We start from the raw sequence: 13,513 nt of genomic DNA on the forward strand, positions 1-13,513 counted from the left end.
TGTGTCGCGCATTTATTCTCGACAAATCTCAAGTCCCGATGGCAGCAATTTCTTGCCGTCGCCGAAACCCTTTCTAGACTCAAGGTATGTGCTGAATTTTCCCGCCAGTGTAAAGCTGCGTGGCAATTGCGCATCGAAAGGAACCAGTCAGTTCTTTTTCATACTCGGTACGGCTCTTATTTCATTCGGTAATGAGCGGGTGACTTCCTTGGCGGAGCAAAAATCTGCAGACACGGCGGCGCAGCGTAAACGCGAAGGGCGGCTGGTGCTGTTTATCTTGGTTTTCCTGTTTCCGATTCTGGCGGTGATTATCGTCGGCAGTTACGGCTTTGTGGTTTGGATTCTGCAAATGATTTTTGGCCCACCGGGGCCTCCGATGTCTTAGTTGAACTAGAGGGAAAAATTCCGAGTGAAGTCATCGATAGCCGCTATTAAATCAAGCTCTTTAAGCTCGCCCTTGAGAGAAATCGCATGGAAAAACAAGGCCCCAGGTCACCGCTAAGCCAAGCTGCGACGCCAGCCAGTTTGCACATCGCGAGCCTGATTGTGCATGTGCGCCCGCATCTAGAAGGAGTCCTGGTCAGCTGGCTTGAAAGTCAGAGGGCATTGGAGATGCGCCTGTCGAATGACGCGGGGAAGCTCATTGTCTTGGTCGAGACCGAGCACCACCTGCAAATCAATCCGATGATCGAAGACATCCGCAACCAGCCCGGCGTACTGAATGTCGCCTTGGTGTATCACGAAGAATTGAGCCTCGCAGAGGCCGACGATGTGCTGCAAGAGGACGCCGATGTGCCGCAGCCGGTAAATATTGTGGGAGAGGGGTGATATGACGATCACACGACGGGAATTTGCCAAAGCCAGTGCGGTCGTTGCCGCTGCGACTGCCGCGGGTCTGGCCATTCCGGCAAAGGCGCAAAACCTAGTGAGCAAGGGTGGTGCCAATGAATTGCGCTGGGCCAAGGCACCCTGTCGGTTCTGCGGTACTGGTTGCAGCGTGATGGTGGCCACCAAGGACAATCGAGTAGTCGCCACCCATGGGGATATCAAATCTGAGGTAAACCGCGGCCTGAACTGCGTGAAAGGTTACTTTCTGTCAAAAATCATGTACGGCAGTGACCGGCTGATGAAGCCACTGCTGCGTATGAAAGATGGCAAGTACGATAAAAATGGCGATTTTGTTGAGGTGTCCTGGGACCAGGCCCTCGATGTGATGGAGCAGAAGACCAAGGATGCGCTGAAAAACCACGGCCCAGATTCCGTGGGTATGTTTGGTTCCGGCCAGTGGACCGTGTGGGAGGGCTACGCGGCCAGTAAATTGATGAAGGCGGGTTTCCGCACCAACAATATTGACCCCAATGCACGTCACTGTATGGCATCGGCGGTGATGGGTTTTATGCGTACCTTTGGCATTGATGAGCCCATGGGTTGCTATGACGATATGGAAGCCGCCGACGTATTTGTATTGTGGGGCTCCAATATGGCGGAGATGCACCCCATTCTGTGGTCGCGGGTCACCGATCGTCGACTTTCACATCCGGGATGCAAAGTCGCCGTCTTGTCCACCTTTGAGCACCGCAGTTTTGAGCTGGCGGATCTCCCGATCATATTCAACCCACACGCCGACCTTTTGGTTCTGAATTACATCGCCAACTACATCATTCAGAACAACAAGGTAAACAAAAATTTTGTGCAAAAGCATACGCGCTTTGTGCGTGGGCAAACGGATATTGGTTACGGTTTGCGCCCCGACGATCCGTTACAGAAAAAGGCCACCGGTAGTGACAAGGCGAACAGCTGGACGGACATGACCTTTGAGGAATATGCGGAGTTTCTCAAACCCTATTCGCTCAATCGCGTGTCCAAGGAAAGCGGCGTATCCAAGGAGCACCTGAAAGAACTGGCGGGGCTGTACGCAGATCCGAAAACCAAGGTGATGTCATTCTGGACCATGGGCTTCAACCAGCACACCCGCGGTGTCTGGGCGAACAATATGATCTATAACATACACCTGTTGACCGGGAAGATCTCCAGTCCCGGCAATAGTCCATTTTCACTCACCGGTCAGCCCTCTGCCTGTGGCACAGCGCGCGAAGTGGGTACCTTTGCCCATCGGTTGCCGGCAGACATGTTGGTGGAAAACGCTGAGCACCGCGCACGCACCGAAAAAATCTGGCGAATTCCAGTAGGTACTATTCCACCGAAGCCGGGATTTGATGCGGTGGCCCAAAGTCGCGCGCTGAAAGACGGCAAGCTGCGGGTGTACTGGACCCAGGTTACGAACAATGCCCAGGCGGGCCCTAACCTGATGCAGGAGTTGCTGCCCGGTTGGCGTAACCCAGACACATTTATCATCGTCTCCGATGTATACCCGACCACCTCTGCACAGGCTGCCGACCTGATCCTGCCCACCGCCATGTGGGTGGAAAAGGAGGGCGCTTACGGTAATGCCGAGCGCCGCACCCAGTTCTGGCATCAGCAGGTCAGGGCGCCGGGGGAGAGTAAGTCAGACTTGTGGCAGCTGGTGGAATTTTCCAAGCGCTTTAAAACAGACGAAGTGTGGCCGCGGGAACTGCTGGACCAAAACCCAACATTCAAAGGCAAGACTTTGTTTGAGGTATTGTTTGCCAATGGCCACGCCAATCGGTTTCCCAATTCCGATCGCGACAAGCGGTTTGAAAATGATGAGGCGGAAGCGTTTGGATTTTATATCCAGAAAGGGTTGTTCGAGGAGTACGCGGAATTCGGCCGTGGCCATGCCCACGACCTGGCGCCCTTTGATGTCTATCACAAAGGACGCGGTCTGCGCTGGCCGGTAGTGGATGGGCGCGAAACCCGCTGGCGTTTTCGCGAGGGATACGACCCCTACGTCAAGCCGGGAACGCGGGTACAGTTTTATGGCAATGAGGATGGCCGCGCGCGAATCTTCGCGTTGCCCTATGAGCCACCGGCGGAATCGCCGGATGAAGAATATCCGTTCTGGCTGTGTACCGGTCGTGTGCTTGAACACTGGCATACCGGTTCCATGACCCAGAGGGTACCGGAGCTGTTCAGTGCCGTGCCCTATGCGCTGGTATATATGCACCCCGATGACGCCAAGGCACAGGGCTTTCGCCGCGGCAGCGAGGTCAAGTTGGTCAGCCGCCGTGGCGAAATGATTGCGCGGGTGGAAACAAGAGACCGGGTGCAAGTGCCGAAAGGATTGGTCTATGTACCTTTCTTTGACGCCGAGCGCTTGATCAACAAGCTCACTCTGGATGCCACCGATCCCATCTCTAAGCAGACCGACTTCAAAAAGTGTGCGGTGCGGCTGGAGCTGGTGTCTTTGGCGTAACCCGAGGGCGCAGTGTAATGAAGCTTTTGTTTAGTGTAACCGCCGCCTGCATAGTACTGGTATATGCATTGGTGGCGATTGCGGCAGAGGTCATCGAACCATCCGGGCCAAATGGTATCCGCAAGGGGGGCACCTTGTTGGAAACCCTGCCAGCGCCACCTATCGCCGATCCTGTTGATGCGGAAAGCAAGCGGATGCGTGCCTACCCAGAGCAGCCCCCGACGATTCCCCACACTATCCGCGATTACCATATCAATAAAAACAACAATCGCTGCCTTGAATGCCATAACCGTATTCAAACCGCCGTCAGCGGTGCGCCAATGATCAGTATTACCCATTTTATGGACCGGGACTTTCAGGTGCTGGCAGATGTCGCGCCCCGGCGTTACTTCTGCCTGCAATGCCATGTGCCGCAGACCAAGGTTAAACCACCAGTAGGGAACACCTTTAAAGATATCGACATCCTGCTGCGCGACCAGAAGCAGCAGCCCACGCCATGACCGCCCCGGACTTTAGTAATGAAACAGTGGATTAAGAATTACTGGCAGACCCTGCGCAGCCCGGCAACCGCCTTCAGTTTGGGGTTCCTGTTATTAAGTGGTTTTGTCGGTGGCATCATTTTCTGGGGTGGTTTCAACACGGCCCTGGAGGCAACCAACACCGAAAAATTTTGCATCAGCTGCCATGAAATGCGCGATAACGTGTACGAGGAACTGAAAGGCACCATCCACTGGACTAACCGCTCCGGTGTGCGGGCAACCTGCCCGGACTGCCATGTGCCCCACGAATGGACACACAAGATCGCGCGTAAGATGCAGGCCTCAAAAGAAGTGTGGGGTAAGGTCTTTGGCACCATCAATACACGGCAGAAGTTTCTCGATAAACGTTTGGAGCTCGCACGTCACGAGTGGGCAAGGCTCAAGGCCAACGACTCACTGGAATGCCGGAACTGCCACAACTTCGAATACATGGACTTGAGTGTGCAGAGCCCGCGGGCGCGCGAGATGCACGCTACCCAGCTTGCCACTGGTAAGGCAACCTGTATCGATTGCCACCGGGGCATCGCCCACCACTTGCCAAATATGCAAAATGAAGATGCATGGGGACCGAAAAATCCGGCCCACGATGCCAGCCGCTTTGGTGATGAAAATCCGCTCAAGATTGAAAAGGAGAAACAGAACACGTCAGAGTAGCGTGTTGTAAGCATCGCAGGGTACGTGTGCACTTCACGTCAATTAGTCTTCGAGGAAGCTTGCTGTGATTTTTTCAATTATAAAGTTCATCTTTATTGCGGGTTTAATACTCTCTATGCCGGTTACAGCAAAAACCGCTAATGAAGATGGCACAAACGCGCCGATCTTTATTCTCGTTCACGGAACATTTCAATGGGGAGGTCAGTGGATTCCTCTTGCCTCAATACTTGAAGAAAAGGGTTACACAGTCCATATGCCAACGCTTTCTGGGCTGGGAGAGCGGAACAATCTGGTGTCTAAGCAAATCGGCTTGTCGACCCATATTGAGGATGTGAAGAATTACATCCAATGGTACGACGTCAAAAACGTTATCTTGGTCGGGCACAGCTACGGAGGTGCCGTCATTACCGGTGTCGCCGATGCGGTACCGGATCGAATTGCGCATGTTGTCTACGTGGATGCGACGGTGTTAAACCAAGGGGAGAACTTGGCGGGTGATTTTTTCACCGCTGAAGTTTCAAAAGGCATCAAGGGCGCTGTGGATAAGCTGGGAGATGGTTGGTTAATTCCTCCGGAATTTCTACGCAATCCACCACCAAAAACCATGAGTAAGCAGCCGTTTAAAACGTATACTGACCGTATTGATCTACAAGGCCCCTCTCCCAAATCTGGCACCGTCATCAATGCTACTGAGAATCCGGAAATCTTCGGCGTGATTCGCGAGAAGGGTAGCAAAAGGGCAAAAGAGCGCGGTTGGGCCTTGCACGTTGTTGAAGGACCTCATCCGCTTCAAGAGAAGAATCCCTCCAAACAGAAAGTTGCGGAGATTCTTCTGGATATTGCGCAAGACAATAAGTAAAAATAGATGTGTCGCAAGAATATTAATCCCGCAGCTTCGCGGTAGGCTTTGATATTCGCAGCTTCAACGACTATTTCGACAGGTCTTTGAGGTGCGGCCTCTTTTCACATTGATGGGCCTGGGAAATCACATGAGTGATCAAAAAGAAAGCAAAGGCAGTTCTTCAAACCTGACGGGAGTAGGTATCGCAATAGGTACTGCGATCGGTGCTGGTATTGGCGCGGCAATCGATAATCTCGCTCTCGGTATTGGCGTTGGTATAGCGATCGGTGCGGCAATCGGAGCAAGCAGGGCGGCGAAGAAAGAGGGTTCTGGCAAGTAGCGTTGTTGGTCGTATTGACGCGGTATGCTCTCTGCGCCGGGTAACTTAGATATGGATGTAGCGCAAGCAAAGCAATTCTGTCGATCCTTTCCCGGAGTGCACGAGGTGGAAAGTGGTCATCCAGCCAATGTGTTGTCCTATAAAGTCCGGGATAAACTCTTTGCATACTTCAAAACTAGTGAGCCGGAACGATGGCGATTTAGCTTTCGGGTAACGCCAGAGCGGTTTTTGGCGTTAACCGACCAGGCGGGGATCAAGCCTGCTCGGTATATGCATCGATATCATTGGGTTACCGTTGTCGACGTGAGTCGTTTTGACGATGAGTACCTGAAAGAGTTGGTGGCTTGGTCATTTAATAAAGCAGTTAGCCGTTTACCAAAGAAAGTGCAGGCAGAAATACGCGACATGACGTAGCGGGGGTGCTAGCTGACGCTGACTAGTCAGGCTGCTGGCTTGTTTGAAATCGGATTTCTTAGGGCGATACCCTTTTCAGCTGGCGAGAACCAAATGCGAGAGAGAATATGAAGATTCTTAACGAATCAAAAATCATGTATCTACTTTTGTTCGCCACGCTTCTATGTTCATTCTTCGGCCTTAGGGGGCTGTCGTTTCTTCTGATGTCGGTAACGGTCCCCATATTTGTAAGCTGGGCGTTAAATCACCGTGACTTCAGATATCGAATACAGGCATTTATCTACTTTGTTGTAATCATTATTATTGAGATCGCTGGATTTGCTGCGCTTTATGAGCGAGAAGGTATCGTGTGTGAAGGTAGTTTGGTTAAGGATACTTATACAAGTTTATATTTTAGTGTTGTCACATGGACAACCTTGGGGTACGGCGACTGTATACCCGCGCCACATATTCGACACTGGGCCGCGCTGCAGGCCATCCTGGGATACGTCATGATGGCCATTTTCACCGCGCTGATACTAAATTTCCTTAACGGCCGAATCCCTGTGAAAAGCGATAGGGAAAACTGATGTACGTATATGGGCAGCAGGTGGCTTTCTGCGCGAGGCGATTTTCTCAGATATATGTTTAGTGTCTCTGAGCATATTTTCAATAATTTTCAGTTATGAACTTTGATTTCGAAACGTCGCGGCTTGTGGTGACTGAGTTAACGGCTGATGGCGCTGTATCAGATCGAACGGGATTGCTTTTAGAAATACCGGAAATTCTGACACCTGCGGTTGTGGCTTATCTGCCACCACACTTTTCCGGGATTTGTTCTTCCCAAGATGCGGAGGCATGGCTAGATCGCATGTATTCTGAGAGCCATCTTCTATTGGTTACAGCACGGGTCGATAAAACGCCCGTCGGCTTTCTGTTTGTCCATGTGGGTCAGGAGCGCGATGCGCATATCGGTTTCTTGCTCCGAGAATCACACTGGGGGCAAGGGCTGGCGAGTGAATTGTTACGCGGCTTTATTGATGAGGTGCGTGAGAGTAGGACTCTTCGCACGCTAATTGGTGGTGTCAGTTTGGAAAATACCCAGTCTCAGCGACTTTTTGAGAAGCTCGACTTCTCTAAAAGGATTGATAGTCAAATGGATACTCTATTTTATGAAATCGCACTTGAGAAAAGTGACGTATAGGCAATTGTGCGGTCTGGCCTGATTTAGTGATTCTAGTGTTTTCGATTTTAAGGGTTGTGCGATGGGGAAGGTGATATTGAATGGGTACATTCTTGTCCCTGAAGCTGAGCTTGATAGCGTCAAACGAGAACTCATCGAGCATACTCGTCTTACCTGCGCGGAACCGGGGTGTCTAAAATTTGTGGTCGAACAGGATGGTGAAGAGCCGACACGTTTCAATGTGCAAGAGGAATTTATTGATCGTGACGCATTTGAACATCACCAAGAGCGTGTAAAAAACTCACGCTGGGGTAGCTTAACCACGAACGTTTCGCGTCACTATACGGTTGTTGGATAGCAGTTGTTTATTGTTTAGGGGACCTGCCCGTCTGATGTCTGTCTAACTGTGATAGCGTCATTTTCCACCTCATGGCCTATGCTTATTGCGATGATTCTCCACGATATATTCTTAATTGAGATATAGATATGGCTACTTCTACCAAACTGAGAGCAGGTGACACCTTTCCTTCTCTGGAGGCGGTCAAGCTGGATGGTTCGAGCGTTACGCTCGGTAAGCCACAAGGAGGCGCGACCTGGCAGGCAGTGTTTGTTTATCGTGGCAAACACTGCCCCCTGTGTACCAAGTACCTGAATGAACTGGAGACGTTTAAGCAGGCCTTTCAGGATGCTGATGTGGACATTCTGGCGGTGTCCGCTGATTCAAAAGAACAGTTGGAGCAGCACCTAGAAAAAGTGCAGGTTAGCTTCCCCGTTGCCTACGGGCTGACGGAAGAGCAGATGAAGGCTCTGGGCCTGTACATCTCCATCCCCCGCTCGGAACAAGAGACGGACCACAATTTTGCTGAGCCCGGACTGTTTGTGGTGAACGAGGAGGGCAATCTGCATGTTGTGGATATCTCGAACAATCCGTTTGTACGCCCGGAGCTGGGTGCGCTGACCCGGGGCCTCGCGTGGATTCGCGATCCGGACAACCATTACCCGATTCGCGGGACACTGAAGTACTAATACCAAGAAGAATTCGTCCCAGAAGTAATCATTCCGGCTTCACAATTCACCGGCTACTGGTGCTGTTATGGCGACACATTCCTTCGCGGTTTCTCCCGAGGACTATCCTCGCCCGCTAAATGTGATGGGTGATACGGTGAGCGTACTGGCGCGGCTCGCGCAGACCGGCTCATATGCAGTCACCATCGTTCACGGCAAGGCAGGGGATGGGCCGCCCCCGCACCGGCACGACTGGAACGAAACGTTTTTTGTGGTGCGGGGTAGTGTCGATTTTTCGTTTCGTGGTTGTGAGGCCTGTGCGGAGGCCGGGAGCTTGGTGCACTTCCCCGCAGGGGAGATTCACTCTTTCACCTTTGGTGCCAACGGTGCCGAACTACTCGAGATCACCGGGCCGGGGAGCCGGGCGGTGGAGATGTTCGAAGCGTTGGACCGCGAAATTCCTGCTGGTGCGAACGACGGGACACGTATCGCAGAGGTCCTTGCGCAGAACGGGGTGGAGGTGGTTTCGGGTACACCTTCCCACGACTAAGCGGTCCGGTGCGAAGTCATAGGGTCTTATTGGTCATCTCTATCAAACTGGAAAGTACAAACAATTTTTACAAATAGGAATTGTTCTCGATAATCGGCATATTGTTCGCGGCTGTACAAAATATGAACAGTGCAGCTGCGACCCGATACCGGTGCAACTGAGGATGATTCGCTATGAAGAAGACCTGTAGTTTTGCGTTAGTTCACATGGCCGTTGCGTTTACCGTGGGCTTTGTGATGACCGGGGATTTCTTGGTCGGAAGTGCGCTGGCACTTGTAGAGCCCGCGTGTAACACGGTCGCTTACTATTTTCATGAGAAGTGGTGGGGTGGTGCTGCGGTTGCCTAATACGCAGTGTCATCAGCGTCGGGACTTAGTCTGAATTCTTTTCGATGGTCAGTTAGTTTGCCCTAGCTTTTTAATGGCCTCCAATTAACTGCTTCGTTATTGAGATTCCCAAAAGAAAAGGCCGCGGATCGATTGCAATCCGCGGCCTTTTCTTTCTATCTGCCTGTTACTCCAGTCTCGCTGGAGCTGTTGAGGCGCAATTACTCAGTTATTACCAAGCACGAAACAACGTTCCAGTTCCTTCGGATATCGCAGGCTCAAATTATCGCTGGTCTTACCCAGCTTGGTTTGTGACTGAGGTTGCGTCTTGGTGTCTTTCTGCCGTGTGGCGAGAAAGGCTGCTTTGCTTTGGTTGTGGGGTTTTAGCGGCAAGTGCGTATTCATTTGGAAACCTCTACTGCATATACGCTGCGGTGAATGCCTTTGCTGCTTTCGCGGTCGTTCTCTCGTGAGCGTGTTGACCAGGGAAAAGATACGGAAAGTCTGCGCGGCCACGTTTTAACTGTAGTGTAAAAAACGAGGGACCAGCCGCCACATGCCCAATGTGCGCACAAATGCCATTTTCCCTGAGACTCACCGCAAATTCCCGTCGCCTGAAAGCAGGTTCACCGATTTACCAGCAATCGCTAGCGCATTGATATAGTCTTCGGCAATCACCGCCAAAGCTATATTTGATTATCGCTATGGTGACTTTGGGTCTATTCTTAGTCTTAGTTTCGCGAATACACGACAAACAGATTAAGAAATAGCGAGAGCAAAAATGAAAAATTTCACGACAACCTGGCTACTTACAGAGTTACCTGCAGCCGCTGAGGCCGAGTGCAACGTTGAATGCAATTATGGTGATAACTATTACGGTGACCAGGTATGTATCTTGAAAAAGTAGTGGCGGACTGGGTAACGGGTATTCTGCTGCGGGCACTGGAGACGCAGCTGCAAAGCTTGGACAAGGATGACAGCCTGTAAATGGCACTCAGTAATTTGCGTGCTGTTTTCCCGACTTGATATACCAGACCTGATTTTACGAAAGTAATCCCAAAAGTTCTTCGCCACTTTTTGGCAGCTGCTGTGCCTGCGTGGCATCAAACAGAGCATCCGCCAGCGCTTGCTTGTGCTGCTGCATTTTCTGGATGCGTTCCTCTACCGTATCGGCCGCAATGAGTTTGTACACAAACACCGGCTTGTCCTGACCGATGCGGTGAGCTCGATCTGTAGCCTGGTTTTCTACCGCGGGATTCCACCAGGGGTCCATATGGATCACTACATCCGCTGCGGTCAGGTTTAGTCCTGCACCTCCAGCCTTGAGACTGATTAAAAATACCCGTACGTCACCATTTTGAAAACGATCTATTGCCTGCTGGCGGTTGCGAGTCTGGCCGGTAAGTTTCGCGTATTCGACCTGTTGTTCGTCGAGCTGTTGCTCGATCAGCTTTAGCACCTGGGTAAACTGGGAGAAGATCAGAATACTGCGGCCTTCTTCTAGCAACTGCGGCAGGTTCTCTTCCAGCCAGTTGAGCTTGGCACTCTCCTGAATACCCGCCGCCATTTCCAGCTTGACCAGTCGAGGGTCGATGCAAGTCTGGCGAAGTTTTAGCAGGGCATCGAGAAACTCGATCTGGCTTTTTCCGAGCCCCTGGCTTGCGACCAGATCGCGGATACGCTTTTCCATACTGATGCGCACACTTTCATACAGGCTGCGCTGTTTGCTCCCGAGCTCAACGTATTGCATGGATTCCGTTTTCGGCGGCAGGTCAGCGACTACTTCGGATTTTGTGCGCCGCAGCATAAACGGGCGCACCTTGCGGGCGAGTTCTTGTTGCCGCTCGTGGTCGCCATGATTTTCGATGGGATTGCGGTATGCCTGTTGAAATGCCTTGGCGCCACCGAGCAATCCAGGCAGGGAAAAATCCATCAGTGCCCAGAGTTCGCCGAGGTGGTTTTCCAGCGGCGTGCCGGACAGGCACAGGCGGGTGGCACTGCGGATGCGGCGTACATGCTCGGCAACCTTGGTGTTGGGGTTTTTGATGGCCTGGGCTTCGTCCAGCACCAGCACGCTAAATGCGTGGTCTCGGTAGTGTTCGTAATCGCGGGCCAGCAGGGGGTAGGTAGTGATGACCAGATCGCTGTGGGCGATCTGGGTAAAGGCGGTTTCACGGTGGGGGCCGTGAATCAGCGTTACCTGTAACTCTGGGGTAAACTTCGCCGCTTCATGCACCCAGTTGCCGGTGAGGCTGGTTGGGGCGATGACCAGTGCCGGCGCGGTGAGGCTACCGCTTTCCTTCATGTGCTGAATCAGTGCCAGGGTTTGCAGGGTTTTACCCAGCCCCATATCGTCCGCAAGAATACCGCCGAAACCGTAGCTCTGCAGGAATGCCAGCCAGTTCAGGCCATCGTGCTGGTAGGGCCGCAGCGTTGCATGCAGATGTTGTGGCTTGGGTATATTGGGCAGCCCGGAAAAGTCCCGCAGGGTTTCTTTTAGCTGGTGAATGTTCGGCGCGTGCGCGTCGTCCAGTTTGTCGATATCCGCGAACTGCACTGCCTGGAAGGCGGGCAGCGGGATGGGTTTATCCAGCTTTTTTTCCTTCAGTAAATCGAACAGCAGGCTGCGAATACTTTGCAATGGCCGCGTATTTACGCTCACCCAGTCACCATCGACAATCAGGCTCAGTTCATTCGGTGCGTCCTGTTCCAGCCATTGCTCCACCAAATCGACGATGGGCCACTGTTGCCCGTTGGGCAGTGTCAGGTCCAGCCCCATATCAAACCAGTTGTTGTCGCGATCGGTCAGTTCGATGGCGATTTCAGCGCGGGCGATATCAAACCGGTAGCTGCTGTCGGTACCGATTACCCAGCCCAGTTTTCGCCATTCGGGCAATTGTTCCCGCAGTAGCGCGCTCCAGCGCTGGAAAATTTTCTCGGGCTTGGTGGCATCCAGTATCCAGACTTCTTCCTGGCCACCGAGGTTTTCCTGAATCAGGTAGAGGCCCTGCTCGTGTATTCGATCGCGGCAGCGCTGTTCGGCCTCTTCGTCGCGAATAATTCGAATGTAGTCACCACCTTGCTCTTGGGTAATTTCCTGGCCCGCATAGTGCCGGCTGTAGCTTGGGGCGAGGGCAAAGCCACCGTAGTCGAAGTGCAGTTTCAGGGCCGGGAGCTTGTAGTGGTCGAAGTCACACCCGACAAGGGTGATGTGGGGGGTAAAGGTGCGCACCACAGTGAGCGAGGGCTCTACCGGCAGTGGCAATTGTTCCAGTGGCACGCGCTGGCGCAGCTCCACGGACATTAGGCCGACGTCGCTCGCGGGCACCGCGGGCATCGCCAGCAGGTGTAGTAATTGGGCAGTTGGCAGCGGTGTGGCGATATCGCCTAGACGCGCGCGCTCTGTATCCAGATAGCAGGGTGGGTTGGTCGGGATTATGTCCCAGTTACCCTTGTCCAGCCCGTCGAGGCTTGCGGTCAGTTGCAGCTTGCCATCTTGCTCTGGCTGCCACGCCCATTGCAGTGCACGGGCTGGCCCCTGCTGAATCCGCTCTTCTTCAAAATAAAAGCGTTTGCTGTCGAGCAGGTAGGGCAGGGCGCGGCGGCCGGGCTCGCCAGAGAGTTCGAGCCTGCCGCTGGCGCTAACGCGGGGTAGCAACTGCAGGATGGTGACGTCTTCGTCCAGCAGGTGGCTGGGGCGGTTCCAGCCAAGGCGGTTGGTTTCCTGAGTGAAATAGCGCAACTGGCTCCAGCTGCCGTCTTTCTTCAGATAGCCTTTCTTGGTGGATAACTGCAGCTGCCCCTGGGTGTTCTGTTCCAGTACATACAACAAGTAGTGCTGGCCATGCTCGAGCGGCTGCACCTCGGTGCGCGGTGCACCGGGCAGGTCGGACAGCCACTGCTGCCAGGGGGCTGCGCCTGCTTCAGCTGCGGCACTTTCGCTATTCGAGCCGCCCTCTGTCGAATCTACCTGCTGTTCCTTGTTCAGCAGTTCCAGCGCAACAGCGACGGCATGCTTGCAATTAAGTGCCACCGGGCAGGAGCAGAGCCCTACCAAACGGCCGCGCTCCACATCCAGCTCAACCCGGTAAACAAAACGCGCCGAGCCTTTGACGCGACCGCGGTAGATTTCGGCGTCCTGGTCCCAGTAGGCCTCCTGTACCCGCCCGCGCTGGAAGTATTCCTCACCGCGCTCGAATGCGCGCGGGTCCACCATATTGCGAACGTTATTGAGGGTGAAACGGACCAAGTTGGGCTCTCCGGTACGGTTTTTTCTGCCGGTACTTAGGGTTAAACCTGCCACTTTAGCATGAGTTACTGGTGGGCAGGTTGAATACGGCGCAGTGCG

The 13,513-nt window shown here is 53.1% G+C and carries 15 protein-coding genes; 14 read left to right on the forward strand and 1 reads right to left on the reverse strand.

Annotation, left to right across the window (positions count from 1 at the left end; genetic code table 11):
* The first annotated feature begins 1 nt into the window (after position 1).
* The 14 genes from KUV22_RS17550 to KUV22_RS06490 all read left to right on the forward strand — a co-directional run bounded on the left by KUV22_RS17550 (position 2) and on the right by KUV22_RS06490 (position 9,186).
* Entirely contained in the window at positions 2 to 385 is a 384-nt protein-coding gene (locus tag KUV22_RS17550; RefSeq protein WP_390625236.1) for a periplasmic nitrate reductase, NapE protein, read from the forward strand.
* Between the two features lie 86 nt (positions 386 to 471).
* Entirely contained in the window at positions 472 to 828 is a 357-nt protein-coding gene (locus KUV22_RS06430; protein ID WP_222229492.1) for a chaperone NapD, read from the forward strand.
* Between the two features lies 1 nt (position 829).
* Entirely contained in the window at positions 830 to 3,334 is a 2,505-nt protein-coding gene (gene napA / locus KUV22_RS06435) for a nitrate reductase catalytic subunit NapA (protein WP_222229494.1), read from the forward strand.
* A gap of 17 nt (positions 3,335 to 3,351) precedes the next feature.
* Complete coding sequence (locus KUV22_RS06440; RefSeq protein ID WP_222229496.1) at positions 3,352 to 3,834, forward strand: nitrate reductase cytochrome c-type subunit; 483 nt, start codon at positions 3,352 to 3,354, stop codon at positions 3,832 to 3,834.
* An 18-nt stretch (positions 3,835 to 3,852) separates the two neighbouring features.
* Entirely contained in the window at positions 3,853 to 4,527 is a 675-nt protein-coding gene (locus tag KUV22_RS06445; protein ID WP_222229498.1) for a cytochrome c3 family protein, read from the forward strand.
* A gap of 64 nt (positions 4,528 to 4,591) precedes the next feature.
* Positions 4,592 to 5,386, forward strand: coding sequence for an alpha/beta hydrolase (locus KUV22_RS06450; protein ID WP_222229499.1), 795 nt, complete (start codon positions 4,592 to 4,594; stop codon positions 5,384 to 5,386).
* Between the two features lie 130 nt (positions 5,387 to 5,516).
* Positions 5,517 to 5,708 carry a hypothetical protein gene (locus KUV22_RS06455; RefSeq protein ID WP_222229501.1) on the forward strand — a complete coding sequence of 64 codons (192 nt, stop codon included), beginning with the start codon at positions 5,517 to 5,519 and terminating at the stop codon, positions 5,706 to 5,708.
* Positions 5,709 to 5,759: 51 nt separating this feature from the next.
* Positions 5,760 to 6,122, forward strand: coding sequence for an MmcQ/YjbR family DNA-binding protein (locus tag KUV22_RS06460; protein ID WP_222229503.1), 363 nt, complete (start codon positions 5,760 to 5,762; stop codon positions 6,120 to 6,122).
* A gap of 107 nt (positions 6,123 to 6,229) precedes the next feature.
* A complete protein-coding gene (locus KUV22_RS06465; RefSeq protein ID WP_222229505.1) occupies positions 6,230 to 6,691 on the forward strand; it encodes an ion channel in 462 nt (153 codons plus the stop codon).
* Positions 6,692 to 6,786: 95 nt separating this feature from the next.
* Positions 6,787 to 7,305: a GNAT family N-acetyltransferase gene (locus KUV22_RS06470; RefSeq protein ID WP_222229507.1), complete on the forward strand. Its 519-nt coding sequence runs from the start codon at positions 6,787 to 6,789 to the stop codon at positions 7,303 to 7,305.
* A gap of 70 nt (positions 7,306 to 7,375) precedes the next feature.
* The gene (locus tag KUV22_RS06475) at positions 7,376 to 7,642 is read left to right on the forward strand and encodes a putative quinol monooxygenase (protein ID WP_315856900.1); all 267 of its coding nucleotides are present in this window, start codon (positions 7,376 to 7,378) and stop codon (positions 7,640 to 7,642) included.
* Positions 7,643 to 7,770: 128 nt separating this feature from the next.
* Positions 7,771 to 8,310, forward strand: coding sequence for a peroxiredoxin family protein (locus KUV22_RS06480; RefSeq protein ID WP_222229509.1), 540 nt, complete (start codon positions 7,771 to 7,773; stop codon positions 8,308 to 8,310).
* Between the two features lie 67 nt (positions 8,311 to 8,377).
* Entirely contained in the window at positions 8,378 to 8,839 is a 462-nt protein-coding gene (locus tag KUV22_RS06485) for a cupin domain-containing protein (RefSeq protein WP_222229510.1), read from the forward strand.
* Between the two features lie 173 nt (positions 8,840 to 9,012).
* Complete coding sequence (locus KUV22_RS06490) at positions 9,013 to 9,186, forward strand: DUF2061 domain-containing protein (protein WP_010133370.1); 174 nt, start codon at positions 9,013 to 9,015, stop codon at positions 9,184 to 9,186.
* Between the two features lie 1,021 nt (positions 9,187 to 10,207).
* On the opposite strand, the gene KUV22_RS06495 is transcribed toward KUV22_RS06490, so the two are convergent.
* Positions 10,208 to 13,414 (reverse strand): DEAD/DEAH box helicase, encoded by a 3,207-nt coding sequence (locus KUV22_RS06495; protein ID WP_222229511.1) that lies wholly within the window; start codon positions 13,412 to 13,414, stop codon positions 10,208 to 10,210.
* Positions 13,415 to 13,513 lie beyond the last annotated feature (99 nt).

Origin of the sequence: Microbulbifer agarilyticus (assembly GCF_019800665.1) — a bacterium.
Taxonomy (GTDB): Bacteria; Pseudomonadota; Gammaproteobacteria; order Pseudomonadales; family Cellvibrionaceae; genus Microbulbifer; species Microbulbifer agarilyticus_C.